Origin of the sequence: Stenotrophomonas testudinis (assembly GCF_024499815.1) — a bacterium.
Taxonomy (GTDB): Bacteria; Pseudomonadota; Gammaproteobacteria; order Xanthomonadales; family Xanthomonadaceae; genus Stenotrophomonas.
Map to the genome: position 1 here is coordinate 183409 of NZ_JAMOKY010000004.1, position 24715 is coordinate 208123.

27 protein-coding genes are annotated in these 24715 nt (G+C 66.1%); 13 read left to right on the forward strand and 14 right to left on the reverse strand.

The genetic code is table 11. From position 1 onward, the window contains the following. Positions 1 to 2: 2 nt before the first annotated feature. The 3 genes from NQ204_RS04565 (at position 3) to NQ204_RS04575 (ending at position 2120) form a co-directional block, all read left to right on the forward strand. Positions 3 to 497 (forward strand): RNA polymerase sigma factor, encoded by a 495-nt coding sequence (locus NQ204_RS04565; protein WP_116862853.1) that lies wholly within the window; start codon positions 3 to 5, stop codon positions 495 to 497. Continuing rightward, the gene (locus NQ204_RS04570) at positions 494 to 1096 is read left to right on the forward strand and encodes a hypothetical protein (protein WP_116862852.1); all 603 of its coding nucleotides are present in this window, start codon (positions 494 to 496) and stop codon (positions 1094 to 1096) included. The genes NQ204_RS04565 and NQ204_RS04570 overlap by 4 nt, the downstream gene beginning before the upstream one ends. Positions 1097 to 1202: 106 nt before the next feature. Then, positions 1203 to 2120, forward strand: a complete 918-nt coding sequence (locus NQ204_RS04575; protein ID WP_243402643.1) for a DUF6624 domain-containing protein — start codon at positions 1203 to 1205, stop codon at positions 2118 to 2120. Between the two features lie 146 nt (positions 2121 to 2266). On the opposite strand, the gene NQ204_RS04580 is transcribed toward NQ204_RS04575, so the two are convergent. Beyond that, positions 2267 to 2842, reverse strand: coding sequence for an OmpO family porin (locus NQ204_RS04580; protein WP_116862850.1), 576 nt, complete (start codon positions 2840 to 2842; stop codon positions 2267 to 2269). An 811-nt stretch (positions 2843 to 3653) separates the two neighbouring features. Here NQ204_RS04580 and NQ204_RS04585 point away from each other — a divergent pair. After that, on the forward strand, positions 3654 to 3899 hold the full coding sequence (locus NQ204_RS04585) for a hypothetical protein (protein ID WP_256643198.1): 246 nt from the start codon (positions 3654 to 3656) through the stop codon (positions 3897 to 3899). Between the two features lie 75 nt (positions 3900 to 3974). Here the strand turns inward: NQ204_RS04585 and NQ204_RS04590 are convergent, their stop codons facing one another. Continuing rightward, the gene (locus NQ204_RS04590; protein ID WP_165835668.1) at positions 3975 to 5132 is read right to left on the reverse strand and encodes an MFS transporter; all 1158 of its coding nucleotides are present in this window, start codon (positions 5130 to 5132) and stop codon (positions 3975 to 3977) included. 267 nt (positions 5133 to 5399) lie between these two features. On the opposite strand from NQ204_RS04590, the gene NQ204_RS04595 reads away from it, so the two are divergent. The 4 genes from NQ204_RS04595 (at position 5400) to NQ204_RS04610 (ending at position 7623) form a co-directional block, all read left to right on the forward strand. Then, positions 5400 to 5573 (forward strand): hypothetical protein, encoded by a 174-nt coding sequence (locus NQ204_RS04595; protein WP_256643199.1) that lies wholly within the window; start codon positions 5400 to 5402, stop codon positions 5571 to 5573. A gap of 16 nt (positions 5574 to 5589) precedes the next feature. Beyond that, a complete protein-coding gene (locus NQ204_RS04600; RefSeq protein WP_256643200.1) occupies positions 5590 to 6387 on the forward strand; it encodes a hypothetical protein in 798 nt (265 codons plus the stop codon). A gap of 159 nt (positions 6388 to 6546) precedes the next feature. Next, positions 6547 to 6813 carry a hypothetical protein gene (locus NQ204_RS04605; RefSeq protein ID WP_079224744.1) on the forward strand — a complete coding sequence of 89 codons (267 nt, stop codon included), beginning with the start codon at positions 6547 to 6549 and terminating at the stop codon, positions 6811 to 6813. A 120-nt stretch (positions 6814 to 6933) separates the two neighbouring features. Then, the gene (locus tag NQ204_RS04610; RefSeq protein ID WP_116862857.1) at positions 6934 to 7623 is read left to right on the forward strand and encodes a L,D-transpeptidase; all 690 of its coding nucleotides are present in this window, start codon (positions 6934 to 6936) and stop codon (positions 7621 to 7623) included. Between the two features lie 78 nt (positions 7624 to 7701). On the opposite strand, the gene NQ204_RS04615 is transcribed toward NQ204_RS04610, so the two are convergent. The 3 genes from NQ204_RS04615 to NQ204_RS04625 all read right to left on the reverse strand — a co-directional run bounded on the left by NQ204_RS04615 (position 7702) and on the right by NQ204_RS04625 (position 10365). Beyond that, positions 7702 to 8481 carry an SDR family NAD(P)-dependent oxidoreductase gene (locus NQ204_RS04615; protein ID WP_256643201.1) on the reverse strand — a complete coding sequence of 260 codons (780 nt, stop codon included), beginning with the start codon at positions 8479 to 8481 and terminating at the stop codon, positions 7702 to 7704. Positions 8482 to 8584: 103 nt separating this feature from the next. After that, positions 8585 to 9454 (reverse strand): methylenetetrahydrofolate reductase, encoded by an 870-nt coding sequence (locus NQ204_RS04620; RefSeq protein ID WP_256643202.1) that lies wholly within the window; start codon positions 9452 to 9454, stop codon positions 8585 to 8587. Beyond that, on the reverse strand, positions 9454 to 10365 hold the full coding sequence (locus tag NQ204_RS04625; RefSeq protein ID WP_256643203.1) for a LysR family transcriptional regulator: 912 nt from the start codon (positions 10363 to 10365) through the stop codon (positions 9454 to 9456). The genes NQ204_RS04620 and NQ204_RS04625 overlap by 1 nt, the downstream gene beginning before the upstream one ends. A 75-nt stretch (positions 10366 to 10440) precedes the next feature. On the opposite strand from NQ204_RS04625, the gene msuE reads away from it, so the two are divergent. Genes msuE through NQ204_RS04640 form a run of 3 tightly spaced genes read left to right on the forward strand, consistent with a single transcriptional unit; the run spans position 10441 to position 13100 of the window. After that, a complete protein-coding gene (gene msuE, locus NQ204_RS04630; protein WP_256643204.1) occupies positions 10441 to 11031 on the forward strand; it encodes an FMN reductase in 591 nt (196 codons plus the stop codon). A gap of 17 nt (positions 11032 to 11048) precedes the next feature. Beyond that, the gene (locus tag NQ204_RS04635) at positions 11049 to 12026 is read left to right on the forward strand and encodes a DUF1852 domain-containing protein (RefSeq protein WP_108767300.1); all 978 of its coding nucleotides are present in this window, start codon (positions 11049 to 11051) and stop codon (positions 12024 to 12026) included. 42 nt (positions 12027 to 12068) lie between these two features. Beyond that, positions 12069 to 13100, forward strand: coding sequence for a methionine synthase (locus tag NQ204_RS04640; RefSeq protein ID WP_256643205.1), 1032 nt, complete (start codon positions 12069 to 12071; stop codon positions 13098 to 13100). 110 nt (positions 13101 to 13210) lie between these two features. Here NQ204_RS04640 and NQ204_RS04645 read toward each other — a convergent pair whose 3' ends face one another. Further along, complete coding sequence (locus NQ204_RS04645; RefSeq protein ID WP_256643206.1) at positions 13211 to 16204, reverse strand: TonB-dependent receptor; 2994 nt, start codon at positions 16202 to 16204, stop codon at positions 13211 to 13213. Between the two features lie 180 nt (positions 16205 to 16384). Next, complete coding sequence (locus NQ204_RS04650) at positions 16385 to 19036, reverse strand: excinuclease ABC subunit UvrA (RefSeq protein ID WP_256643207.1); 2652 nt, start codon at positions 19034 to 19036, stop codon at positions 16385 to 16387. Positions 19037 to 19160: 124 nt separating this feature from the next. Here NQ204_RS04650 and NQ204_RS04655 point away from each other — a divergent pair, with 124 nt between their 5' ends. Next, positions 19161 to 19403: a hypothetical protein gene (locus NQ204_RS04655; RefSeq protein WP_256643208.1), complete on the forward strand. Its 243-nt coding sequence runs from the start codon at positions 19161 to 19163 to the stop codon at positions 19401 to 19403. Positions 19404 to 19433: 30 nt separating this feature from the next. Here NQ204_RS04655 and NQ204_RS04660 read toward each other — a convergent pair whose 3' ends face one another. Beyond that, on the reverse strand, positions 19434 to 19871 hold the full coding sequence (locus NQ204_RS04660) for a hypothetical protein (protein WP_256643209.1): 438 nt from the start codon (positions 19869 to 19871) through the stop codon (positions 19434 to 19436). Between the two features lie 515 nt (positions 19872 to 20386). Between NQ204_RS04660 and NQ204_RS04665 the strand changes: the two genes are divergently transcribed. Beyond that, positions 20387 to 20746 (forward strand): hypothetical protein, encoded by a 360-nt coding sequence (locus tag NQ204_RS04665; protein ID WP_256643210.1) that lies wholly within the window; start codon positions 20387 to 20389, stop codon positions 20744 to 20746. 48 nt (positions 20747 to 20794) lie between these two features. Here the strand turns inward: NQ204_RS04665 and NQ204_RS04670 are convergent, their stop codons facing one another. From NQ204_RS04670 to NQ204_RS04695, 6 genes are all read right to left on the reverse strand, one after another. Further along, positions 20795 to 21466, reverse strand: a complete 672-nt coding sequence (locus NQ204_RS04670) for an Ivy family c-type lysozyme inhibitor (RefSeq protein ID WP_256643211.1) — start codon at positions 21464 to 21466, stop codon at positions 20795 to 20797. Positions 21467 to 21600: 134 nt separating this feature from the next. Then, positions 21601 to 22626 carry an NAD(P)H-dependent glycerol-3-phosphate dehydrogenase gene (locus tag NQ204_RS04675; RefSeq protein ID WP_116862836.1) on the reverse strand — a complete coding sequence of 342 codons (1026 nt, stop codon included), beginning with the start codon at positions 22624 to 22626 and terminating at the stop codon, positions 21601 to 21603. Positions 22627 to 22646: 20 nt separating this feature from the next. Next, complete coding sequence (gene secB / locus NQ204_RS04680; RefSeq protein WP_116862835.1) at positions 22647 to 23165, reverse strand: protein-export chaperone SecB; 519 nt, start codon at positions 23163 to 23165, stop codon at positions 22647 to 22649. 99 nt (positions 23166 to 23264) lie between these two features. Then, the gene (locus NQ204_RS04685; RefSeq protein WP_256643212.1) at positions 23265 to 23702 is read right to left on the reverse strand and encodes a rhodanese-like domain-containing protein; all 438 of its coding nucleotides are present in this window, start codon (positions 23700 to 23702) and stop codon (positions 23265 to 23267) included. Between the two features lie 57 nt (positions 23703 to 23759). Continuing rightward, positions 23760 to 24191 carry a hypothetical protein gene (locus NQ204_RS04690; protein ID WP_108763641.1) on the reverse strand — a complete coding sequence of 144 codons (432 nt, stop codon included), beginning with the start codon at positions 24189 to 24191 and terminating at the stop codon, positions 23760 to 23762. A gap of 32 nt (positions 24192 to 24223) precedes the next feature. Further along, positions 24224 to 24691 carry a YiiD C-terminal domain-containing protein gene (locus tag NQ204_RS04695; RefSeq protein WP_108767288.1) on the reverse strand — a complete coding sequence of 156 codons (468 nt, stop codon included), beginning with the start codon at positions 24689 to 24691 and terminating at the stop codon, positions 24224 to 24226. Positions 24692 to 24715 lie beyond the last annotated feature (24 nt).

Consider the following 24715-nt stretch of genomic DNA (forward strand, 5'->3'; position numbering starts at 1 on the left):
GTATGCAGTCCATCGACATCGCAGAGGTGCTGCAGGCGCACTGGCCCCTGCTCGCACGCATGGCCGGCGGCTATGCGCGCGAACCGGCGCGTCGCGACGATCTGCTGCAGGAGATCAGCATCGCCCTGTGGCAGGCGCTGCCACGCTGGCGCGGCGAAGAAGGCACGCTGCGCGCCTTCATCGCGCGGGTGGCACACAACCGTGCGATGGATGCACTGGCCAGTGAGCAGCGCCATCGCGGCAGCGCGCTGGACGACCACCTGCCCGATCCCGATGCGGACCCTCAGCAGCAGGCCGCGCGCGCCCAGCAGCAGGACACCCTGCTGCGGGCGGTACAACAGCTGCCATTGGGCCTGCGCCAGGTAGTGCTTCTTGCCCTGGAGGGCTTTTCGCAGCGCGAGATCGGCCAGGCACTGGCCCTTGAAGAGAATACCGTTGCCCAGCGCCTGAGCCGCGCACGCCGGCAACTACGTGAGCGGATGGGAGGCACCCGATGACACCGGCAACCGACAACCCGGAGTGGAGCGATCTGCAGGACCTGTGGCAGCAGCAGCCCGGCCTGCCTGCGGTGAATGTAGCCGCACTGCAGCGCGAGGCGGAGCGTCGCAGTCGCTGGATCCGCCTGCGCTCGGCCGTTGAACTGATGATCACCGTGGTGGCCGTGGCCAACTGCGTCCGCGCCCTGCTCGATCCGCGCAAGCTGATCGCGCATGGGCTGCTGTGGGGCCTGATCGCTCTCGTGCTGGCCGTGGCCGGCTGGATCTTCGTGCAACGGCGGCGACAGTGGCGTAGCCGCGGCCTGGCTCCGGCCGCACTGCTGGCGTTCGAGCGCCAGCGCGCGCGCATCTCGATGCAGATCTGGCGGGTCAACATCTGGCTGTCCCTGGCCGTCTGGGGCGGGCTGGTGTGGATGGCGCTTACCGCAATGCAGGCGGGACCCGACGCGCCCGGGGCGCTGCCGGCCCGGACCTGGGCACTGAACCTGTGGTTGAACGCTGCGGTCGTCGTGGTGGCAGCGCTGGCTGGCGCATGGGCTGGCCGCCGCCGGCAGCGGCGACTGGACCGGCTGGCCGAGCTGGAAGCACAGCTGCAGTAGAGCCACGCAAGGCGTCGCACTTCGTCCAGAGCAGCCAACACTGGCACACTGCAGGAACCGGCAGCATGGCCTTGCCCATGCAACGCCCTTCATGGAGGAAGACCCGATGGCATCCATCCACGCACTCCGCCTGGCACCGGCACTGCTTGCGCTGCTGGCTGTGGCCGGCAGCGCTCATGCGGCCGGGGCCGGTTCGTTCTTCGAGGCACTGCAGCGCTATCAGGACGACAACTTCAAAGGCTGTGCCGATACTCTCGGCGCGATGTATCGCAGCAACGAGCGCTTCCCGGACGGCGGCGAGTTGTTGCTGGTCGAATGCACCGCTGCCGCCGGTGACCACGCCGCAGCGATGGCCTACGTCCTCGCGCTGCTGGCCCAGGACCGCCTTCCGCTGGAGGACCTGCTGCACAAGGATCGTCCAGGCCTGAATGCCCTGCGCGCCGAACCGGCGTGGCCACAGATGTTGGCCCGTGCGGAAGCAATGCAGCAACAGCGTGCCGGGCTGATCGACGCTGCGCTGCGCCAGGAACTCCTCGACCGTGAGTCCCGTGACCAGGCCGCGCAGCATGCGGCCATCGCGGCCGGCGGCAGCGAGGCCTTCAAGAGCACCCTTCCCGTGGCCAGCGCCAATGCGGAGTGGCTGAAGGCCGTGATCGCTGAAAAGGGCTGGCCGACGCGTTCGAAGGTGGGTCGCGATGGCGCCAAGGCGGCCTGGCTGCTGGTGCAACATGCTGACCAGGACCCTGATTTCCAGGCCAAGGTGCTGCCATTGATCGAGCGCGCCGCCAAGGCAGATGAGGCTGACCGTGCGGACGTAGCCCTGCTCACCGACCGCGTGCTGGTGGCGCAGGGCAAGCCGCTGCGCTACGGCAGCCAGTTCGTAAAGGGCGACGACGGCGTGATGCGGCTTCGCCCTGTCGAAGACATGCCCGGGCTGGACGCGCGACGCAGGGCGATGGGCCTGCCATCACTTGCCGAGTACAAGGCCATCCTCGCCGAGAGTTATGGCACGGCGGTGGATTGATCTTTCGCAGGGTTCACCGTAGCGCGACGCGCGGCGTGGCTCTACTCAGAAAAAAGAAGCCCGGCGCGAGGCCGGGCTTCGGGTGGCGTGCGGGAGAGAGAGAGAGAGCACACGCCGGTAACGCTTTTCTACTGCAGTACTGCTTATTACCAGGTGAAGCGCGGGCCTACGAACCACTCGCGGTCGCCGGCCTTGGCCAGCTTCACTTCGCCGCTCAGGCCCCAGTTCGGGGTGAACTTGGCGGTGGCGCCGACGCGGCCGTAGAACTCGCCGTCCGGGTTGATGCCGTGCTTCTTGCTGTAGTCCTCGTAGCCGGCCAGCGCGTAGCCTTCCAGGTACGGGTTGAACGCGGTGCGCAGGCCCACTTCGGTGGAGTAGCCGTTGAAGTCCAGGCCATGCTCCAGGTCGAACTTCTGGTACGCAACACGAGCCACCAGGTCGGTGTTCGGTGCGATGCCGTAGTTGTAGCCGGCGCCGATGCGCCACTGGTCAACGTCGTTCTTGAAGGTGTCGGTTTCCTGCTTGCTGTAATCAGCGAAGACCGAGAAGTTCGGGTGCACGGCAACCGAGCCCTTGACGCCCCAGCCATCGGCGTCGCCGCCCTTGGCATCGGTGTTCACGTAACCGCCTTCAACGTAGTTGTACGACAGGCCATCGGCAGCCGATGCAGCGAACGGCAGTGCAGCCAGCAGACCCAGGGCGAGCAGCGAATTCTTGTTCATCGGGACACACCTTTAATTATTTTTGATTTCGCCGGCCGCCCCCCGGGAGAGAGGGAGAGAAGAGGCGGTCGACAGGTGTGAATTATCCGTTTGCTGATGAAATCGACCCTGAATATTGAACTGACCAGTACATGAATGAAGTTGCTGTTCAGGGAACTCTGGTGACTGCCTGGCAGCCACGTCCCCATAGTTCCTGCTGATTGCACAAACTATGGGAGCAATCACCTGCACAAACTATGGGGACAAATGCGAGCCTGGATCAGAGTCGCTGCTCACCAGTCCCCAGCTTGCCTGACTTGGCGGGCTGACTGACGAGGCATGACGGTAACGCGCCGTGCACACGCCATCGCTGATCGACTGGCCGAGTCACCAGAGCTACCCGAGAAGTGACGCCCTCATACGGGTCAAGCTCGATCCATGACGTCTAATTGAGGATGCCAGCAATGCAGCTACGCTCCCCGCACATTGCATCCATAGAGCCCGCAGAAGCCCACCGGTTGCACCGCAAACAAATCATTCGAGGCGCACATTCCCGCCCGCTCAAGAGCTAGGCTTGAGCTGATGATGTTGCGGAGACGGCTGAAATCGAGGCCTTTTCCACTTGAGCGCCACCACTTGATCAGGATGCCGCGATGGGCCTCTTCGAGTCTTGGACTACTTTTCAGCAAATGAGTCTCTTTGCGGACATCGTTATCATCTATTGCGTCACCTTGACAGCTCTTGCTGTTTGGGTTGCCCACCGTCAGAACTGCAGATACGAGGCAGAGCGCCTCCGTAGGCTGCGACGAAAACGCAGAAGAAAGGTGCACCCTTGAATCTTCAGGCGCAGGGTTCGCTTCACCGACCGACTGAGCAAACGCTTGCCCATGTCGCGCAGTTCCAGCACCACGTTTTCGAAGACGACGAACCGTATGCCCGGCGCCTGCAGCTGCTGGCCGTCAAGCAATGCAGTTCAGGGTGGGACTGCTATGCGTCCATCTGGACCGTGGACGCCAATCGCAAGGCTGCGGAGGCGGGCATTCGATTGATCATGGGGACCGTGACGTTCGAGGACTGAGGACGCGCCTGGGCCAGGCAGGCCGAGGCAGGCACTGCAGGCACCGGTGACTACCGACGCCTGCAGCCGCATCCATCAACGCGCGTCAAAGCGTTCAGCGCTGGCCGGCGTTGCCCGCGCTGCCAGCACCAGTGCGGCAGCGGTCACGCAGGCCATCGCCACCCACGCGACGCTGAGGTCGCCCACGGTGTCGCGGATCGAACCGGCCACGAACGGCAGGATGCCGCCGACCAGATAACCCACGCCCTGCACGAAGGACACCAGGATGCCCGCCTTGGCCGGCTGGCTGCAGTGGTCCATCACCAGGATCAGGGTCATCGGGAACAGACCGCCGATCGACAGGCCGAGCAGACACATCATCAGCCACGGGGCATACATCGGTGCCACGCCGATCAGCACGTAGGTCAGTGCGGTGGCTGCCAGGAACAGCGCCAGCAGCACGCGGCGGTCACGGAAGCGCGGGGCCAGCCAGGAGACGAGGAAGCCACCGGCCACTTCGGACAGGCTCAGTGCCGCCAGCATGAAGCCGGCCTCGTTGGCGCGCACGCCGGCTTCCATCATGTACGGCGCGATCCAAGCCAGGCACAGCGTGTAGCAGCTGCTGGACACGCAGAACAGTGCGACCAGCAACCAGGTGCGGCCATGCTGCCAGGGCCGGAATGCGGAGGGCGTGGCTGCCTTGGCGGAGGTGCCGGTGGAAGGCGCATCGGCATGGCCGCTGTTGGGCAGCCACAGCGCGATGCCGGCGATGGCCAGCACCGCCCAGAACGCCATCGTGCCCTGCCAGTCCAGCCAGTGCAGCAGGGCCGACGCGCTGGCGGCGGCCAGTGCCGCGCCGCCCATGATCATGCTCACGTACAGGCCCATCAGCAGGTCGACGCGGTGCGGGAAGCGGGTCTTGATGTAGCCGGGAATGAGCGACTGCACGATGCCGATGCCCAGGCCGGCGGCCACGCTGGAGCCCATCAGCCACAGCGGCTCGTGCGAGGCCAGCTTGGCCAGCGCCGACGCCGCGGTGAGCGCGAGGCCGATGGCCACGCCGCGCCGATAGCCCATGCGATAGACCAGGCCGCCGGCCATGGCGATCAGGCCCATGGCCATCATCGGCAGGCTGGTGAGCCAGCCGATCTGTTCGAAGCTCATGCCATTGCTGGCACGGATGGAATCGGTGAGCAGGCTGACCACGGCCAGCACCGGGCGCAGGTTGAGGCCGACCAGCAGAAGGGCCAGCACCGGGATCAACCCGGGACGCGAAGTTGCAGGTGAATTCATGTATTACGGCCGCAGGCATGCGGCCGGCTTTCCTTGTTCGATCTTTACGGGGGCCCGGCTGGCGGCGCCTGGCCGGGCAAGGTTTCGCTGCGATTGGCCGCAGATGCGTCCTCTTTCGAGGAAGGAACGCGCGCGGGCGCACGATCGGCATCTGGCGGGTGGCCATCGGCGCGCATGATAGCAAACGTGGCGTGCAGGCCTTTCCGCCAAGGGCGTGGGCAGGCGCGTATGTTCATCGGCCACCGCCCGGCGTGCTTCGCCGGCGCGCTGGGCGGTGAGTACGGCGGCGGCAATCTCGCCACGGTGCCGCTGGCCGAACTGATCGGCGCGTCGGGCAGCATGGCGCAACAGATCGATGGGCTGCCCGAAGGCGCCGAGGTGAAGCTGAGCCTGGTCGAATGACGACCACCACAACCACATGGGCACTTCTCCCTTTCGGACGTTGGTGCAGAACCTGGATCGTGCCAGCCACGTCTACGTATTCCGGCTCATGTCACTCGAGGTCGCCGACGGGGAGCCTTGGTACAGCACCTTGAGCGGCCGCATCACTGTGATCCGCACGCTCAAGGGTGGCACGCCGAAGGCATCCGGCGTCACCTATTCGATCGGGTGCTGCAATCCAAAACTGAGCGTAGGCGACTATTACCTGGCCGCTCTATCGAACGATGCAGCGATCCTGGAAATGGTCCCCGGTGACCCGTCGGCCATCATCGTCAGCGATGACTTCAATACGAAAGACGGTGCTGGAAAAAAAACGGGCGCCATCGAGCCCGTGCAGGAGCACCTGGCAGGACAGCCACTGCCCGCGGATTTTCCCGGCGGTTACCGGCTTTGCGCTTGCGCTCTACTTCGTCCTTCGCGCTCTGCGGCGCAGAGGCATCCGCACGGCCGCTGCTGTCGTGCTCCCTGCCTTGTTATTCGCCATGCTGGCAGCGCCGGTGCATCCTGCACGGACCGGCACTGTTCATGCAGCTATGGGCCTGGATTGCGTGCTTGCGATACGTTCGAAGCGCTGCCCCGACGCGCCCGGCATCGTCTTTGCACGACGCATCGTGAGTTGATGCCGCAACACCCTGCGCAGTGGATCAGGCTACCAGCGGCCTCCGCTCGCCACAAATGCGCGATCGCTTTTCTGCGCGCACGGCGCGATGCGCCCGCGCGTTTAACTGACACCGCACAACGAACACTGCGCTCATTCAGGGGTGGCAGCAGCTAGCACATGCCCGGCTCAGACAGCTGAATTCGCGGGAAATCGAACATGACTGCGCACTCTTCACAGTGTCTGCACGTCCGCGAACTGCAGCTGAAAAGGCATTCATGGAACTAACAAAAAGCCCGCTATATTCCAGACTCCCCAGACGAAGGAGGGAATGCAATGACCCTTTCCACGCAGCACCTGAAGATCGCTCGTCCCCTCGGCGTGGCAATTCTTGCCCTCAGCCTCGGCGCGTGCGCCAGCTACAAAGAAGACTTCGCGAAGGTCAACACGCGTCTCGACGCTCTTGACGTGAAGGTCCAGGGCGCGGCGCAGAGCGCCGAGTCCGCCAACCAGTCCGCACAGCAGGCCAACCAGCGTCTCGACCAGATCGAAGGTCGCGTCCAGCAGCTCGAATCGGCCCCCCGTCGTACTCCGCGCGGCTAAGCTGAACCGGGAACCAGTGGTCTCCCCCGGCCACTGGTTCCCTTGAGTCACCGTATTCATTCGAGGAACCGTGCCATTCGTACGCACTCATCCCCCGCAATCCGCACCGCCTGCGTCGCGCTGACCGTTGCGCTGGCACTGGCCGGTACCGGCGTGGCCAGCGCCAAGGGCGCCAAGGATGCCGCTACGCAACCCACCGCTGCCGTCGATGAACTGCCGGAAGGACAGGAAGTGTCCGAGACGGTGATCGAACTCGCAGGCTGGGTGGTCGCAAGCAAGGACAGCGAAGGCTATCCGTTCGCGATCATGGACAAGGCCGCCGCACAGGTGCTGATCTTCGGCAGTGACGGCAAGCTGCGTGGCGCGGCACCGGCGCTGTTTGGTTCGGCCAAGGGCGATCATTCCGCACCGAACGTTGCCAAGGTCGCGCTGAGCGCGATTCCCGGCCACGACCGCACGACCCCCGCCGGCCGCTTCATTGGTGGCTACGGCCCGTCCGACGACGCCGGCCGCGTGTTGTGGGTGGACTACGATTCGGCAGTCTCGATGCACCCGCTGCCGCCAGGTACGCCGAAGGAAAAGCGCGCCGAACGACTGGCAACGCCGACCCCGGATGACAACCGCGTCACCCACGGCTGCATCAACGTCAGCGCCAATTTCTACGAGCAGGTCGTCCAGTCCACGTTCCAGAAGGGCGGCGTGTTCTACGTGCTGCCGGACAAGGATTCGCTGGAGAAGACCTTCCCCGCGTTCGCGCAGAGCCGTGCCGAACACAGCGACGAGAAGGGTTCGCGCTCAGCAAGCAAGTAAGGCCCGCCCGATCCGCGTTGCAGCGTTGCCATGGCGAACCGCAGTCCGCCATGGCACGCACGTCCAGGCTTGGCTGATTCAGACCTGACTGAAGCCGCCGTCGATCACCAGCTCATCGCAGGTCATGAAGCTGGCCGCCGACGACGCAAGGAACACCACGCCCCCCGCGATTTCTTCCGGCTTGCCGAGGCGGCCGATCGGGTGCGCCTTGTTCTGTGCCTGGATGGCCGCTTCGCGCGATTCCACGCCCCCCAGTTCCACATAGCGGTCCATGATCGCGCCCAGCATCGGCGTATCGATGCCACCGGGGTGCACCGAGTTCACCCGGATGTTGTAACCCAGCGCAGCGAATTCGGCGCCCATGCACTTGCTCAGCATGCGGATGGCCGCCTTGCTGGTGCAGTACGCCGCGTTGAAGGCCGCACCGCGCAGGCCACCCACGCTGGAAATGTTGATGACCGATGCGCCGGTGGCGTGTGCTTTGCCGCCCAGCTTCAGCAGCTCCAGCAGCACCTGGGTGCCGATGATGGCCGAATCGACGTTGATGGCGTTGACCTTGTGGAACAGGCTGAGGGTGGTGTCCTCGAAGCGTTCGACGATGGAATAGCCGGCATTGTTGACCAGCACGTCCAGGCGCCCGTAGCGCTCGTGCAGCAGCGCTTCGACCGCGCGCCAATCCGCTTCGCTGGTGACGTCGTGCTTGAGGTAGGCCGCCGCGCCTTCGATCTCCGCGCTGTCTCGCAGGTCGGTGGCGATGACCGTTGCGCCGGCCGCGTGCAGGGCCTTGACGATTTCGCGGCCGATGCCGCCTGCCGCACCAGTGACCACGGCGATGGTTTCGGGAAGGGTGATGCTCATCTGCGCTGTGTTCCTTGCAATGAAAACGTCCGCCCACGAGCAGGCGGATTCGCCTTCACTTATAGCGCTTCAACTGCGTAACCTCGATGAATCCTGCGCGGTCTCAGCGCTGCTGCGAACCCGCGCGCCGCCGATACTGCGCCACCCAGTCCAGCGACGGCGCAATGCCACCGAACGGGAACAGGTGCGGGCTTACCTGACCGTGTGCCTCGGTCAGTCCACCCACCAGGCGATCCACGAACACATCGGGCCCGGCGGTGCCCAGCAGCCGGCCGATCGAGATCCCGTAGCGCGCCAGCATCGAGACGCTGGCACCCACGCCGCACATCGCCGCATAGCGCAGCAGCCGGGTGACGCTGGCCGGCCCGGGCACGCCCACCAGCACCGGGTGGTCGATGCCGCGCGCACGCAGCGCATCCAGCCAGGCCAGCACGATGTCGGCATCGAAGGCGAACTGAGTGATGATCTTCGGCGCCATGCCGCGCGCTTCGATGGTCTGGCATTTGCGTTCCAGTGCCTGCCAGCGCCCGGCAGCGTCCATCACCGGATGGCCTTCGGGGTGCCCGCCCACGGCAACCACCTTGATGCCCGCATCTTCCAGCAGGCCCGTCTCGATGATCGCCGTACTGTCTGCAAACGGACCGGCGGGCGTGGCCAGGTCACCGGCGATCAGCAGGCACTGCTCGACACCGGCCTCGCCCACCGCACGGGCGATGAAGTGCTCCAGCGCCGCCTGCGAACCGATCCGCCGCGCGGACAGGTGCGGCATCGGCTGCAGCCCCAGTTCGCGCACGGTTCGCGCCGCGGCCAGCCGAGCCTCGTCGTCTTCGCTGGCGAGATAGGGAATCGAGATCGTGGTCCCCGGAGCGATGCGGCCTGCCTCGGCGCGCAGCGCGGGCATGGCCTTCGCACTGACTTCCAGCGAACAGGCATCGATGAAGCCGCGTGCGCCCTGCACGGTTGCTGCAGGCATCACTTGGCCCCGCGCAGGGTGCCGGCGATCGAGCTGCCCCGCGCCAGTTCAACGAAGGCCTGCAGGTAATCGATGGCGGTGTCGGCCTCGCGCGCGCCCAGGTAGATCTGCTTGGGAATCCCCTTGGCGCCCAGCCGCACCGGCACCACGTCCATGCGGGCCGCGTACTCCTCCACCAGCCAGCGCGGCATCGCGGCCACGCCACGGCCGCTGGCCACCATCTGCATCATGATGTCGGTGGTTTCGATGGCCTTGTGGCGGCGCGGGGTCACCCCGGCCGGCAGCAGGAACTGGTTGTAGATGTCCAGGCGCTCGAACGGCACCGGGTAGCTGATCAGCACTTCCTGGGTCAGCTGGCGCGGCTTCACGTACTCCACCTTGGCCAGCGGGTGGTTCCTGGCCACCACCAGCACCTGCTCGTAGTCGAATACGGGCACGAACGTCAGGCCCGGCTTCAGCAGCGGGTCCGGCGTCACCAGCAGATCGATCTCGTAACCGAACAGGGCACCGATGCCGCCGAACTGGAATTTCTGCTTCACGTCCACGTCCACGTCCGGCCACGAGGCCAGGTAGGGCGAGACGATCTTCAGCAGCCACTGGTAGCAGGGGTGGCACTCCATGCCGATGCGCAGCGAGCCGCGCTCGCCCTGGGCGAACTGGCCCAGCCGCTCTTCGGCCAGGTCCAGCTGCGGCAGCACCCGGTTGGCCACCGCCAGCAGGTACTGGCCGGCCTGGGTCAGGCGCAGGCTGCGGCCCTCGCGCAGCCAGACGTCAGTGCCCAGCTGCTGTTCCAGCTTCTTCATGCTGTGGCTCAGCGCCGACTGGGTCAGGTTGAGCACGCCGGCGGCAGCGGTCAGCGAACCCTGCAGTTCGACCTGCTGCACGATGCTCAGGTGGATTCGTTCCAGCATGTCGATGAATCCCACTCATGGATGTGTGAAGTAAAACCATTTTACGTCATGGGAAGGCCTGACTAGGATCGGGTCATGCTTTCTCCCCACCGCCCCCTCCGTATCGTCGCCGTCTCCGGCGGCCTGCAGCGCCCCTCGCGGGCGGCCACCCTGTGCGAGCACCTGCTGGACCTGATCGGCGAGCACCTGCCGAGCGAACCGCACCTGGTCGAACTCGGCGAGCTGGCCCCGCAGCTGGCCGGTGCCCTATGGCGCTCGCAGCTGCCTGCGGCCGCCGAACAGGCGCTGACCACGGTCGAGCAGGCCGACGTGCTGGTGGTCGCCACCCCGGTCTACCGCGGTTCGTACACCGGCCTGTTCAAGCACTTCTTCGATTTCATCCACCAGGACGCGCTGGTCGACACCCCCACCCTGCTGGCCGCCACCGGCGGCAGCGAGCGCCACGCGCTGATGATCGACCACCAGCTGCGGCCGCTCTTCAGCTTCTTCCAGGCACGCACCCTGCCGCTGGGCGTGTACGCCACCGACAAGGATTTCGCCGACGGCCGCGTGCACGACGAGGCCCTGCTGCAGCGCGCACGCCTGGCCGTGCAGCGGGCCCTGCCCCTGCTGGCGCTGTCCCATCGCCCCGCGCCCATGCCCGCCGAAACGGCCGACGCCCTCTAAGTAACCGGAACACCGCCATGACTGCCGACAACTTCACCTTCCAGATCACGCGCATCCCGTTCAACGAGGATTACCAGCCGGCCGACGGCACGCGCATCACCACCAACTTCGCCAACCTGGCGCGCGGCGCCTCGCGCCAGGAAAACCTGCGCAACACGATCGGCATGATCAACAACCGCTTCAACGATCTGGCGCACTGGGACAACCCCAGCGCCGATCGCTACGCGGTCGAGCTGGACATCATCTCGGTGGAGATGCACATCGATGGCGATGACGGCAGCGATCCCTTCCCGCTGATAGAAGTACTTCGCCCGACCATCGTCGACACGCACACCGGGGCGCGTACCGAAGGCATCGTCGGCAACAATTTCTCCTCCTACGTGCGCGACTACGATTTCAGCGTCGTGCTGCCGGCCAGCAACGAAGGCAAGGCGACGTTCGGCATCCCCGAGGGCTTCGGCGATCTGCACGGCAAGCTGTTCAAGCACTTCCTGGAGTCGGATGCCTACCGCGCCAACTTCAGCAAGGCACCGGTCATCTGCATCAGCGTGTCCAGCAGCAAGACCTACCACCGCACCGAGAACCATCATCCCATCCTCGGCGTGGAGTACCGCCAGGGCGAGTTCTCGCCCACCGACCAGTACTTCGACAAGATGGGCCTGCAGGTGCGCTACTTCATGCCGCCGGGCAGCGTCGCGCCGCTGGCGTTCTACTTCCAGGGCGACCTGCTGGGCGATTACTCGAACCTGGAACTTATCGCCACCATCAGCACCATGGAAGCGTTCCAGAAGATCTACCGCCCGGAGATCTACAACGCCAATTCGGTGGCCGGCAAGGTCTACCAGCCCAGCCTGAAGCACCAGGACTACTCGTCCACCCGCATCGTCTACGACCGCGAAGAACGCAGCCAGCTGGCGGTCAAGCAGGGCAGGTTCACCGAAGAGCACTTCATCAAGCCCTATGGCGCCGTGCTCGAGCAGTGGGCTGCCCGCTGATTCACCGCTTCTCCCTCCCCCAGGACAACGCCCCCGAACACGATGAAGAAACTACTGCCCACCTCCACCGCCGGCAGCCTGCCCAAGCCCACCTGGCTGGCCGAGCCCGAAAAGCTCTGGTCGCCCTGGAAACTGCAGGATGAGGCACTGACCGAAGGCAAGCAGGACGCGCTGCGCCTGTCCCTGCAGGAACAGCAGCACGCCGGCATCGACATCGTCAGCGACGGCGAACAGACGCGGCAGCACTTCGTCACCACCTTCATCGAACACCTCGACGGCGTCGACTTCGACATGCGCGAAACCGTGCGCATCCGCAACCGCTACGACGCCAGCGTGCCGACCGTGGTCGGCGCAGTCAGTCGCCCGAAGTCGGTGTTCGTCGAGGATGCGAAATTCCTGCGCCGGCAGACCGCGCAGCCGATCAAGTGGGCCCTGCCCGGCCCGATGACCATGATCGACACGCTGTATGACGCGCACTACAAGAGCCGCGAGAAGCTGGCCTGGGAATTCGCGAAGATCCTCAACGAGGAAGCGAAGGAACTGGAAGCGGCCGGCGTCGACATCATCCAGTTCGACGAACCGGCCTTCAACGTGTTCTTCGACGAAGTGAACGACTGGGGCGTGGCCACCCTGGAGCGCGCGATTGAAGGGCTGAAGTGCGAGACGGCCGTGCACATCTGCTACGGCTACGGCATCAAGGCCAACACCGACTGGAAGCAGACGCTGGGCTCGGAATGGCGCCAGTACGAGGAGTCGTTCCCGAAGCTGCAGAAATCCAGCATCGACCTGATCTCGCTGGAGTGCCACAACTCGCACGTGCCGATCGACCTGATCGAGCTGGTGCGCGGCAAGAAGGTGATGGTCGGCGCCATCGACGTGGCCTCCAGCACGGTGGAAACGCCGGAAGACGTGGCCAACACCCTGCGCAGGGCGCTGCAGTTCGTCGACGCCGACAAGCTCTACCCATGCACGAACTGCGGGATGGCGCCGCTGTCGCGTGAAGTGGCGCGCGGCAAGCTGCGTGCGCTGAGTGCAGGCGCGCAGATCGTGCGCGAGGAACTGGCCGGGCGGTGATGGCGGTAGCGCCGGGCCACGCCCGGCGGCTTTGCATCCGGCTGATCGCAGCCGAGCATGGGCTCGGCTCTACACGGGGCTTCCGACCACGGTAGCGCCGAGCCCCTCCCTCAGTAGTCGTAACTTACGCTCACCCGCAGCGAGCGCGGTGCCTGGCGCACGGTCGCCGCGCCGTACAGCGGGTCAGGCTGGCCCGGGTCCAGCTCGGAGTACGGCGATTTCCACAGCGCCACCTGGCTGTTGAACACGTTGAACACATCCAGGTTGAAGCCCAGTCGACCCTCGGCCGCGGCCGGGCGGTAGGACACACCCAGGTCCAGCTGCCTCAGCCACGGCAGCCGCCCCTGGCTGCCCGGAGGCGCCGGCTGGCCGTTGTAGAAGTGGTAGGCGATGCCATAGCCGGAGGGATCTTCGAAGTCCGGGCCATACGAACCCAGTGCGCTGAACGGCGTGCCCGAGATCACCCGCACGTTGGCCGAGACCAGCCATTCCGGCGTCAGCTGGTAGTAGCCGTGCAGCTTGAACTGGTGCGTGTGGTCGTTGCTCTGCGGTCCGTTGGTGTGCTCCATCAGCTGGGCGTAATCCCAGGCCTGCGTGGTCGAAACCGCGGTCTGGCCGATGCCCGACAGCAGCTGGCCTTCGGTGGTGCCGTAGCTGCGCGACCAGGTGTAGTCCGCACGGCCGTACCAGCGCCCGTCGAACGGATGTTCCAGCGACAGGTTCACCGCGTAGTAGTTGCGCTTGAACTTCGGGAAGCCCATCTCGGCATTGGTCAGCGGCACGCTCACATAGTTGCCGCCGGTGTCGACCAGATTGAAGGTGTTCGCGCGGCCGGGGTTGATCAGCCAGCAGCTGACCGGATTGCTGTCCTTGGTCACGTTGTAGCCCAGGCTGCTGGCCTTGCCGAGCACCGCATCGATATCGCAGTAGTCATCCACACCGCTGCGCAGCACGCGGTAGGTCGCCTTCGCGCCGTACACCCAGTCCTGGCCCAGCGCCTTGGTGAAGCCGAGGATGAACTCATCCTGGAAGGACGGCTTGATGCCGGAGGTGGCCACCGTCTTCGCGTCCGGCAGCAGGCCGTAGTTGTTGTTGGACGACACCGCATCGGAGAACTGGGTGAGGTCGGTCGGGTAGCCGTTGCTGTCGATGCCGCCGTACGTGTAGTAGGTAGACGTCGCCAGCGTTGCACCGGCCGCATTGAACGCCGGGTTCAGCGGCAGCGCCAGGTAGTAGCGGCCCACGTTGCCGAACACCTTGAAGCGGCCGTCACCGCCGACATCCCAGCTGAAGCCCAAGCGCGGCGCCCACTGCCCGCTGGTCTGCTTGATGTAGGCGTCGCCATCGCGGTTGTAGTTGGTGAACTGGTCCAGGCGCAGGCCCAGGTTCAACAGCAGGCGGTCGGTCATCTGCCAGTTGTCTTCGATGTACTGCGCACGCTGCGAGGCGCGCACCGAGGCCAATGCACTGTAGATGTACTGGCGCACGTAGTAACCGTCCTGGCCATTGCGGATGCCGCCGGTGGCCGGCACGCCCAGGCCGGTGTTGATCGGCACGTTCGGGTTCGACTGGCCGTAGATCCAGTAGTAGCCATCGGCCGATGCCACCGAGCCACGGTTGAGCGCGCGTGCGTTCTGGTTGTCGATGCCCACGGTGATGCTGTGGTCGCCCAGGACATAGTTCGCATCCACGCGCAGGTTGCTGCTGCGGTTGCCGCGCGCGGGATCGACGAGCAGCGAGGTGGTCTGCGCATTGGTGATCGGCGTGCCGCCGTTGAGCGCCGGGTTCTGCAGGTTGGCGCTGTTGATGTAGGTCAGGCTGCCGTCGTAGGCGGGATTGCCGATGTAGTCATCGGTCTTCATTTCGCCGTACTGCGCGCTCACGGTGAGGCGGTCGGTCAGGTAGCCGGTGTACTTGGCCGTCCACAGGTCGCCGCCGGTCTTGGTGGTGTCTTCCTTGCCACGCTGCACGCCACGGGTCAGCGTGTCGTAGTCGTAGGCGAAGATGTCGCCGCGGAACACGTTGCGGCTGGAGGCACCGGTCAGTTCCAGCAGGTGGTTGTCGGTGATGTTCCAGTCCAGCTTGGCGTACCAGCGCGGACGGTTGTACTCATACTTCGAGTAGGCGTTGGTCGCCTCGACGTTCTTGACGTCGGTGCCTTCGCGGCGCTCCAGTTCGTAGGAGCCGAAGAAGAACAGCGTGTCTTCGATCAGCGGGCCGCCGGCGTAGATGCTCTGCGTGGTCACCCACTCGCGGTCCTTGCTCTCCGGCGAGTACAGCGCACCGTCGCCCGGGTAGCGCACGTCGTCCTTGTCCGAGCGGGTGGAGGCCGGTTCCCAGGTGAACTGCCCGCCGTAGTGCCAGTCGTTGGTGCCACGCTTGCCGACGGCATTGATGACGCCGCCGTCGGAACGGCCGTACTTGGCGCTGTAGCCGCCGGTGTAGATTTCCTGCTGGTCGATGCTGCCATAGGGCAGCGTCAGGCCGCCCAGGCCACGTAGCGGATCGGTGCTGTTGAAACCGTTGATGTAGTAGGCGTTTTCGGCCGCCGACGAGCCGCCGAAGCTGGCCAGCTGCGCGCCGGTCGGGCCCGCATAGCTGCCATTGCCACCGTTGCCGACCACGCCCGGTGCAAGCTGGGCGATGGCCTCGGCCGAGCGGCCCAGCGGCAGGCGCTGCAACTGCTCGGCGGTGATCACCGTGCGCGAATCCACGCTGCTGACATCGATCGCAGCCGCCGCGCGATCAGCACTGACCTGCACGCCATCCAGGCGCGTGACCTCACCAAACGAGACCTCGGTGCTGGTACCCACGGTCAGCGCAACGCCCTCACGGGTCTGCAGCACCTTGCCGTCGGCATCGCGTGCTTCCACGGAATAACGGCCCAGCGGCAGCTGGCCGATGGTGTAGCGGCCACGCGCGTCCACCGTCACTTCACGGGTGAGGCCGGTGTCGCTGCGGACGAAGATGCGCTGCGCCGAAGGAGGCGCGAGGCCGGCGATGGCGCCGGTGGTGGACTGGGCATGCAGTGCGGGGGACGCGGTGGCAAGCAACACCGCCAACGCCAGCAATCGCGGGCGCAGTGAGGAACGAGCAGTCGTCATCGTGGGGCGTACGGGTAGTGGGGGAAGCGCTGCCTGCGCGCCGCAATGGGCGCGTCAGACATTGCACATTCATTAACCCCGCTCACGCCCCAATGCAGAAATGCCGACTGGTTATGTGCTGCTGGCCGATGGCCATACCCGGTTGCCCGGCAGGCCACGCTCGGTCATGCAGAACTCAACTCAAGCGCGCCTCGTCAGCTCCTGCGCCAGGAACGGCGCCGTCCTGCTGCCCTTCGCACGCGCGACCTGGTGCGGCGTTCCCTTTGCCACGATGGTGCCGCCCGCCCCGCCTGCCCCCGGCCCGACGTCGATCACCCAGTCCGCCTGCGCGACCGCGCGCATGTCATGCTCGATCATCACCACCGTGTTTCCCGCCTCCACCAGGCGCTGCAGCTGCACCATCAGCCGGTCCGCATCGGATGCGTGCAGGCCGGTGGTGGGTTCATCCAGCACGTACAGGCTGCGCCCACGCTGGCTGCGCTGCAGCTCGGTGGCCAGCTTGATGCGTTGTGCCTCACCGCCTGAAAGCTCGGTAGCCGGCTGCCCCAGCCGCAGATAGCCCAGGCCGATCTCCTGCAGCAGGTGCAGCGGGCGTGCGATGGCATCTTCTTCGCTGAAGAACGCATGCGCTTCGTCCACCGTCATCTGCAGGACCTCGGCGATGGTGCGCTCGTTCCACAGCACCTTCAGCGTGGCCTCGTTGTAACGCGCACCGTGGCAGGTGGGGCACGGCGCATAGACGCTGGGCATGAACAGCAGCTCGACGCTGACGAAGCCCTCGCCTTCGCAGGTCTCGCAGCGGCCCTTGGCCACGTTGAAGGAGAAGCGCCCTGCGTCGAACTTTCGACGACGCGCGGCCGGCGTTGCCGCGAACAGCTTGCGCACGTGGTCGAACAGCCCGGTGTAGGTGGCCAGGTTGGAACGCGGCGTGCGGCCGATGGGCTTCTGGTCCACCTGCACGACCCGCTGGATGGCGTCCACATCGCCAGCCAGCCGGCCGCGCGTTGCTTCAATCACCGTGGGGCCATCGGTCGGCGTGCTTTCAGCGGTGTCCTCCACCAGCTCATGGCCCAGGTGCAGCAGCATCAGCTCCGGCAAGGCCTGCGCCATCAGGCTGGATTTGCCCGAGCCGGAAATGCCGGTCACCGCAGTCAGCAGGCCCAGCGGTACCTGCGCATCCACCCCCTTCAGGTTGTGCCGGTGGATCTCCCGCAGCTCCAACCAGCTGTCCGCGCTACGCTGCCGGCTGGCGGGTGCAGGTACCTGGTCGAACAGATAGCGGGCCGTGCGCGAGTCCGCGATCTGGCGCAGGCCGTCGGGCTCGCCACTGTAAAGGACGCGCCCACCGTGCTCGCCCGCCTCCGGGCCCACATCCACCAGCCACTGCGCGCGGCGCATCAGCTCCAGATCGTGTTCGACCACGAACACCGAGTTGCCGCCGTCGCGCAGCCGGTCCAGTGCGTCGTACAGCGCCTTGCTGTCGGCAGGGTGCAGGCCCGCCGAGGGCTCATCGAGCACGTACAGCACGCCGAACAGCAGCGAACTCAACTGCGTGGCCAACCGCAGGCGCTGCAGTTCGCCGGCAGACAGCGTCGGTGTTGCGCGATCCAGAGACAGATAGCCCAGGCCCAGGCCACGCAGCTGATGCACGCGTGCCATGACTCCTGCAGCCAGTCGCTGTGCCGCAAGCTGCTTTTCTTCGGACATTGCCGACGTGCGCCGCACATCCGGTGCTGCCGCGTGGCTTGCACGGCCAGCGGCCGCCCGTTGGCGGCGATCGCGACCCGTAGCGGTGCGGCTGGTGCCTGCGCCCGGGTTGTGCGCGCTGAAATCCCCCGCCGCAATCGGATCCAGCAGCTCTGCCAGCTGATCCAGCGGCAACCGCATGAACTCGCCGATATCCACGCCTGCGAAGGTGACCGAGAGTGCTTCGGGCTTGAGGCGCTTGCCCTCGCAGGCCGGGCACAGCCTGCCTTCCATGTAGCGGGACACGCGCTTGCGCATCAGCGCACTCTGCGTATTGGCAAACGTGTGCAGCACGTAGCGTCGCGCGCCGGTGTAGGTGCCCATGTAACTGGGCTCGAGCTTGCGCTTGAGTGCGGCACGGGTCTCGGCAGGGGTGAAGCCGGCATAGACCGGCACGCTCGGCGTCTCCTCGGTGAACAGGATCCAGTCCCGGTCCTTCTTCGGCAGTTTCTTCCACGGCACGTCGATGTCGTAGCCCAGCGTGACCAGGATGTCGCGCAGATTCTGGCCGTGCCAGGCCGGTGGCCAGGAGGCGATGGCGCGCTCACGGATGCTGAGGGAAGGATCGGGCACCATCAGCGCCTCGGTCACCTCGTACACGTGGCCAAGGCCGTGGCAGGTGGTGCAGGCGCCCTGCGGCGTGTTGGGCGAGAAATCCTCGGCGTACAGCATGGGCTGCTTGGCGGGATACCTGCCGGCCCGCGAATACATCATGCGCACCAGGCTGGACAGCGTGGTGACACTGCCCACCGATGACCGCGCGTTGCTGACACCGCGCTGCTGCTGCAGCGCCACCGCAGGCGGCAGACCATCGATCGCATCCACATCGGGCACGCCGGCCTGGTCGATCAGCCGCCGCGCGTAGGGTGCGACGGACTCGAAGTAGCGCCGCTGCGCTTCGGCGTAAACGGTGCCAAAGGCCAGCGATGACTTGCCGGAGCCCGAGACGCCGGAGAACACCACCAGTGCATTGCGCGGAATGGAGACGTCGACATTCTTCAGGTTGTGCTCGCGCGCACCGCGGACCTCGACGCAACCGCTGGCGGCGGCAGCGCATGACGATTCGCCAAAGGGAGTGTTGGACATCGTTGCGATCCTGCAGGCAGTAAGTGGCACGCATCGGCGCGTGCCCGGTGCCCTATTCTCGCTGCTGCGGGGGTGAACGGGGGTGACGGTTGGAGCGGTACCCACAAGGTGGTACAAGACACGCATGGACGACAAGAAATACTGGTTCACACGGAAGCGATACGGCTGGGGCTGGGGCCTGCCCTGCGCCTGGCAGGGCTGGGTGGTTTATGCCATTGCACTCGTTCTGCTGTCGGCAGGTCCGTTCCTGTTCTCCCCGATCCAACGGCCCGTGGCGTTCCAGCTGTACACGTGGGCGGTGATTCTGGTGCTTGTGCTGGTCTGCTGGCTGAAAGGCGCGCCGCCGGGATGGCGCTGGGGGAAGTAGTGGACGGCAGACGCGCATCGCCAACATGAATCAGCTCGCCAGATCTGCAACCGCAAATCCAAACGCCACGACACCCGCACCCAAGGGAAGATAGGTCACCCACACAGGGCTGTCCTGGCCCAGCGCGAACGCAACGAATGCCTCTTTCAGCCTGCGACCCGAGAGAAGCGAGACAACGGCAATCGCAAGCAGGGGAAGCACGGATGCCAGGCCGAAGCCCCAGAGCAGCGGCCGCCAATCCGTATTCGCGAAACCACCCAGCGGGTAGAGCGCCACGCCAGAAAAGAGGCCGACAAAGAACAGTGCATTCGCCGTCCAGATGGATGCACGATGCTCGCGGGCGAGGCGCTGGCGGGATTTACCTCTGTAGCCGCCAGGCAGATTGCGCGACCAGCGCGCGACCAGCGAAGTCGCGAGCATTCCGCCCACCACCCCGCTGATGGCAGGGCTGATCGAATCAAACTCCATTGCCGATCCACTCCTTGGTCGCACGGACCATTGCGCCCAAGCGTATCAGCTGCCAGCGCGTACCCCGCGCGACCGCCAGACATGTCGCCATCGACCGGCAGTGGCGTCCGTGGCCTGTCCGGCAACTTCGACGCATGTCGCATATTCCCCGCACGCCGCCGGGCCTTGCGGCGCCTGGCTCTGGCGCGCCTTAACAGCGTGCAAGAATGCCGAAAGCGTCTTGCATCGAACGGGTTTGCAACTTGTCTGATGGGCGCAGCGCAAGCAAGCGAGTACAGATGACGTGCCACCGACAACGGGTGGCCGGGCTTCGAAAACCCGTGCGCTTGTTTGATTACGCTTGCCCGCCGGCGTCACCCCCTGTGGCGCCGGCGGGCAATCCGTCTGCCGGCTATGGCGGGCGGAGCGTGGAGGCCTTGTGCCTGCCGGTTTGAACAAGCGCCCGGTTTTCGAGCCACGTCTCCGCCCGCCACCTTCGTGTGGCGGCTACCAACTGTCTGCACGGAGCTCTCGCCATGACCACACCGAAGTTTCCCGCCCACACGCCTGCCAACAGCGAAGACGACGACACCCCGTCGCCCCGCCCGGGCAGCGCCTTCATCAACGCGCTGAAAGGCATCGGCTGCGGTGCCGCCGCCGATGGCCAGCCGTGGCCCGAACCGGAGCTGCGCATCGGCCGCCGCATCGCCCTGGCCGATGTAGATTGCGCACGCGCCGGCCTGACCATCGCCCTGGAAATGCTGCTGGCAGGCGAACGCATCCGCCAGAACGGTCCGGATGAGGATTACCCCGGCGACCGGGTGATGGAAGGTCTGATCATGGCGTGCATGGCCATCAATCGGCAGGCCTCCGCGCGCATGCGTCCGGAGGAATGACGCGCGGCGCAGGCAATGCGTCGGGCTCGGCCCGGCGCTACCGCTGCCTCATTCGCAGAGCACGCTGTCTTCCGTCAACGCAGCATCATCCAGCGGGCGCAGCTGCGCGATCTGCTCACGTTGTGCAGCCGTCGGCCCGCCCAGCCACCACACCCGGCAGCGCGCGGTCAGACGGCCGACCATCTTCGACTGCTCGGGCGAGTACAGCATCGCCAGCGCGGTGCCCGGGCAATCGTGGGCCTGGCAGGCGGTGTAGAACCACCACGGCTCGCCCTGCAGCACCACCAGCTCACCCGGTGCGCTGGGCCCACTCAGCAGACGCTTGCGCAGCGAAGGAATGTCCTTGTCGCTGGCTTCGGCCGCTGCGGTGTTCTGCATCAGGGTGTTGAAGGCGGCCAGCACCTTCTGGTCCTTGCGGCCGCAGTCGTCCACGGTGTTGCCGCCCACCAGGGTGAAGAAGTGGGTGGCCAGCGGATTGTCCTTGCAGGTGAGTTCCGCGCCGGGGGTTTGTTCTTCCGGCTCGCCTTCGTTGTCCCACACCGAAGGGTTCACTCCGTCTTCGATGTTCGGTTCGGGTTCGACCACGGCGGGGGCGGCGGGCGCGTCAGCGGGCGTTGCAGCAGCCGGCGCGGAATCGGCGCCTGCCTGCGGTGCCGGGGCCTGCGAACACGCGGCCAGCAGCGCGATCATCCATGAGAGGCCGATATGGCGAGACGTCATTCCCTGTCCTCGGGTGTGTGGAGTGCGACGGAGAGAATCTACGCGGTGCGGGCGTTCCGCCGGGCATGGCCCGGCGCTACCGTCGGGTTTCACTCGCAAAAAAAAACCCCGGCACGTAGCCGGGGTCTTTCGATTCACTTGAACAGCGTGTCCGGATATTCCGGTTTCTGTTCCCGCGCCAGCAGGGCGCGCAGGCCTTCTGCAGGCGTCTGCTCGCCGTGCAGCACGGCACGCACGCGGTCAGAGATGGGCAGGTCGATGCCATGGCGGCGCGCCTGTCGCATCACTTCGTCGGCGGTCTGCACCGATTCCACCACCTGGCCGATTTCGCGCACGGCATCCTGCAGCGTCTGCCCGCGGCCCAGGGCCAGGCCCAGGCGGCGGTTACGCGACAGGTCGCCGGTGCAGGTCAGCACCAGGTCGCCCAGGCCGGCCAGCCCCATCAGGGTTTCCGGCTTGGCACCGATGGCGGCGGCAAGCCGCAGCATCTCGTTCAGGCCACGCGTGATCAGGCCGGCACGGGCGTTCAGGCCCAGCTGCATGCCATCGGCCACGCCGGTGGCCACGGCCAGCACGTTCTTCATCGCGCCGCCCAGCTCGGCACCCACCATGTCATCGCCCGTATAGGCGCGGAACGCCGGGCCATGCATGGCTTCGGCCACGGTCTGCGCGAACTCCGGCACGTCGCCGTGAACGGTGATGGCGGTGGGCAGGCCCAGGGTCACTTCCTTGGCGAACGACGGCCCGGTGACCACGGCCAGCGGCACGTCGTCCCCCAGGATCTCGCGCGCCACTTCATGCAGGAAGCGGCCCGAACCGGGTTCAAAACCCTTGGTGGCCCACGCCACGCCGGCACCGGCCGGACGCAGCGGTGCCAGCGCACGCACGGTTTCGTTGAACGCGTGCGACGGGGTCACCACCAGCACCCAGGCGGCATCCTGCAGGGCGGCCGCCATGTCGGTGGTCGCACGCAGGCTTTCCGGCAGGGGGATGCCCGGCAGGTAACGCGGGTTCTCGTGGCGCTGGTCGATGGCTTCGACCACGGCGGCATCGCGCCCCCACAGCACGGTCGGGTGGCCGTGCCGGGCAAGCAGGGTGGCCAGCGCGGTTCCCCAGGAACCGGCGCCCAGCACGGCGATCTTGTCAGCGGTAGTGCTCATCCGTGACGTCGCAGCGGGGATCAGGCGTTGCCGACCGGCTCGGAGTCAGCCAGCGACGGTGCGTCGCCCTGCTCCTGGCGCTGGCGCAGGGTTTCTGCGTACAGGCCTTCGAAGTTGATCGGCTGCAGGAAGAACGGCGGGAAGCCGCCGGCCTGGATCAGGTCGCTGACCAGCTGGCGCACGTACGGGAACAGGATGTTCGGGCACTGGGTGCCGAGCAGCACGTCGATCGACTGCGGGTCCAGGCCGACCAGACCGAACACGCCGGCCTGCTTCACTTCGGCCACGTAGGCGGTGCGCTCACCGGCCTGGCAGGTCAGGGTGACGGCCAGCACGACTTCGAAGGCGTTCTCGCCCAGGCGCTGCACCTGCTGGTTCAGGTTGAGCTGCAGTTCCGGCTGCACCTGGTCATTGAAGATGGTCGGGGCATTCGGCGACTCGAAGGAAACGTCCTTGACGTAGATCTTCTCGACGGTGAACGCGGGGCCGTTGGCGGCATCGACCGGCGCGACGGCGCCGTTGGTGGTCTCTTCGGACATTTCCAGTAACTCCAATGAATGCAATGAAAACGAGTGTCGAACTACAGGGTTGGGGGCGGCGGCAGGACCATACAAGGCCAGTTCCGCCATCCCCTGCAATCAGTTGCGGCCCTTGACCAGCGGCAACTCGGCCTGCTGCCAGGCGGGAATGCCGCCTTCCAGCACGAAGACCTTCTCGAAGCCGGCCTTCTTCAGCGTCTTGGCTGCGGTTTCCGATGCGTTGCCGCTGCGGCACACCAGCACCACCGGGCTCTGCCTGGCGTTGGCCACCAGCTTGTGCTCGGCGTTGAAAGCGCTGGCCTGGGCACTGCGGCTGCCGGCGATGTGGCCCTTTTCGAAGTCAGCGCTGGGCGACAGATCGACCACGACCGCGCCACCGGCATTCATCAGGTGGGTCAACTCGGCCGGCTTGATGCCCTTGTAGCCCCGGAACAGGCGGCGGGTTTCGGTGACGATGAGGGCCACGGTCAGGCCGACCAGGGCCGCGGACAGCATCGGGTTTCGGCCTGCAAAGGCCAGCAACTCTTCGTAATTCACTCAGGTCACGGGTCGATTAAGCGGGCGCCGATTGTCGCACAAGCCGCAGGGGACCCGTCACTGCCCCTTCCACAGGTCCGGCAGGCCGGCCGCCTGCCACCAGCGCTTGGCCTCCGGGTCCCAGCGCCAGCGCTCGACCACCACCACGGTGCGCTCGGCCTGGGTGTTCTGGTTGATCACCCCGATTTCCACCCGGCGCTCGACCTGGCCACCGTCCAGCGAGGCGCTGCTTCGCTCGCGGTAGGACGACACGCGCAGCTGCGCGTAACGGTTGAGCTCGAACTCGGTGGGCGGCTTTTCCTTGCGCAGCTCCGGGTCCAGGTAAGCAATGGCATCGTCCATGCTGCCCCAGCGGATGGTCGCGCCGTAGGCAATCTGGGTCTCTTCCAGCAGCTTGCGCTGCTTGCGGGTGAGGTCATCGGCAGCGGCGCCGGCCACGGCGCTGACCAGCAGCAGGGAGCACATCAGGATCTGGATCAGGCGGCGCATCGGTGGTTTCCCCAGGACGTCAGCCTGCCATCCTACCCTTTGGCGAAGGCAACGAAGCGACCGCTCAGCTCGGCGGCCGAACGGCCATCGGCCCCCGGCTGGCGGGCGACGATGCTGATGCGGGCCTTGCCGCGCTGGCGGAAGGTGGCCAGGAAGGTGTCCCAGCTGCTGGCTTCGGCGGTTTCGGCGTGGGCGTGCAGGTCTTCGTAGACCGGCGCCAGGTAGCGCAGGTTGCTGTCGGCCACGTAGACCTCGGCGTCGTGCCCGGCCAGGCGCAGGCGCAGGCTGACCAGCGCCCAGCCCGACAGGGTGAGCACCGAGGCCAGGCTGCCACCGAAGGCGTTGCCCTTGTCGTTGACATTGGCGGCCAGCGGCGCGGTGATGCGCAGCACGCCGTCGGCGTAGCCATCCAGGCGGATCTGCATCGCACGGACCGCCGGCATGCAGTCAAGCACGTCCTGCAGGGAGGCCAGCGAGGAGGTCAGGGCATCAGCGGACATCGAGCAGCAACCACGACAACGAAG

Excerpts from the sequence above, each read along its gene's own strand:
- NQ204_RS04565 (WP_116862853.1), top strand. The coding sequence starts at position 3 with ATGCAGTCCATCGACATCGCAGAGGTGCTGCAGGCGCACTGGCCCCTG.
- NQ204_RS04570 (WP_116862852.1), top strand. The coding sequence starts at position 494 with ATGACACCGGCAACCGACAACCCGGAGTGGAGCGATCTGCAGGACCTG.
- NQ204_RS04575 (WP_243402643.1), top strand. The coding sequence starts at position 1,203 with ATGGCATCCATCCACGCACTCCGCCTGGCACCGGCACTGCTTGCGCTG.
- NQ204_RS04580 (WP_116862850.1), bottom strand. The coding sequence starts at position 2,842 with ATGAACAAGAATTCGCTGCTCGCCCTGGGTCTGCTGGCTGCACTGCCG.
- NQ204_RS04595 (WP_256643199.1), top strand. The coding sequence starts at position 5,400 with ATGTTCATCGGCCACCGCCCGGCGTGCTTCGCCGGCGCGCTGGGCGGT.
- NQ204_RS04600 (WP_256643200.1), top strand. The coding sequence starts at position 5,590 with ATGGGCACTTCTCCCTTTCGGACGTTGGTGCAGAACCTGGATCGTGCC.
- NQ204_RS04605 (WP_079224744.1), top strand. The coding sequence starts at position 6,547 with ATGACCCTTTCCACGCAGCACCTGAAGATCGCTCGTCCCCTCGGCGTG.
- NQ204_RS04615 (WP_256643201.1), bottom strand. The coding sequence starts at position 8,481 with ATGAGCATCACCCTTCCCGAAACCATCGCCGTGGTCACTGGTGCGGCA.
- NQ204_RS04620 (WP_256643202.1), bottom strand. The coding sequence starts at position 9,454 with ATGCCTGCAGCAACCGTGCAGGGCGCACGCGGCTTCATCGATGCCTGT.
- NQ204_RS04625 (WP_256643203.1), bottom strand. The coding sequence starts at position 10,365 with ATGCTGGAACGAATCCACCTGAGCATCGTGCAGCAGGTCGAACTGCAG.
- msuE (WP_256643204.1), top strand. The coding sequence starts at position 10,441 with ATGCTTTCTCCCCACCGCCCCCTCCGTATCGTCGCCGTCTCCGGCGGC.
- NQ204_RS04635 (WP_108767300.1), top strand. The coding sequence starts at position 11,049 with ATGACTGCCGACAACTTCACCTTCCAGATCACGCGCATCCCGTTCAAC.
- NQ204_RS04640 (WP_256643205.1), top strand. The coding sequence starts at position 12,069 with ATGAAGAAACTACTGCCCACCTCCACCGCCGGCAGCCTGCCCAAGCCC.
- NQ204_RS04645 (WP_256643206.1), bottom strand. The coding sequence starts at position 16,204 with ATGACGACTGCTCGTTCCTCACTGCGCCCGCGATTGCTGGCGTTGGCG.
- NQ204_RS04650 (WP_256643207.1), bottom strand. The coding sequence starts at position 19,036 with ATGTCCAACACTCCCTTTGGCGAATCGTCATGCGCTGCCGCCGCCAGC.
- NQ204_RS04655 (WP_256643208.1), top strand. The coding sequence starts at position 19,161 with ATGGACGACAAGAAATACTGGTTCACACGGAAGCGATACGGCTGGGGC.
- NQ204_RS04660 (WP_256643209.1), bottom strand. The coding sequence starts at position 19,871 with ATGGAGTTTGATTCGATCAGCCCTGCCATCAGCGGGGTGGTGGGCGGA.
- NQ204_RS04665 (WP_256643210.1), top strand. The coding sequence starts at position 20,387 with ATGACCACACCGAAGTTTCCCGCCCACACGCCTGCCAACAGCGAAGAC.
- NQ204_RS04670 (WP_256643211.1), bottom strand. The coding sequence starts at position 21,466 with ATGACGTCTCGCCATATCGGCCTCTCATGGATGATCGCGCTGCTGGCC.
- NQ204_RS04675 (WP_116862836.1), bottom strand. The coding sequence starts at position 22,626 with ATGAGCACTACCGCTGACAAGATCGCCGTGCTGGGCGCCGGTTCCTGG.
- secB (WP_116862835.1), bottom strand. The coding sequence starts at position 23,165 with ATGTCCGAAGAGACCACCAACGGCGCCGTCGCGCCGGTCGATGCCGCC.
- NQ204_RS04690 (WP_108763641.1), bottom strand. The coding sequence starts at position 24,191 with ATGCGCCGCCTGATCCAGATCCTGATGTGCTCCCTGCTGCTGGTCAGC.
- NQ204_RS04695 (WP_108767288.1), bottom strand. The coding sequence starts at position 24,691 with ATGTCCGCTGATGCCCTGACCTCCTCGCTGGCCTCCCTGCAGGACGTG.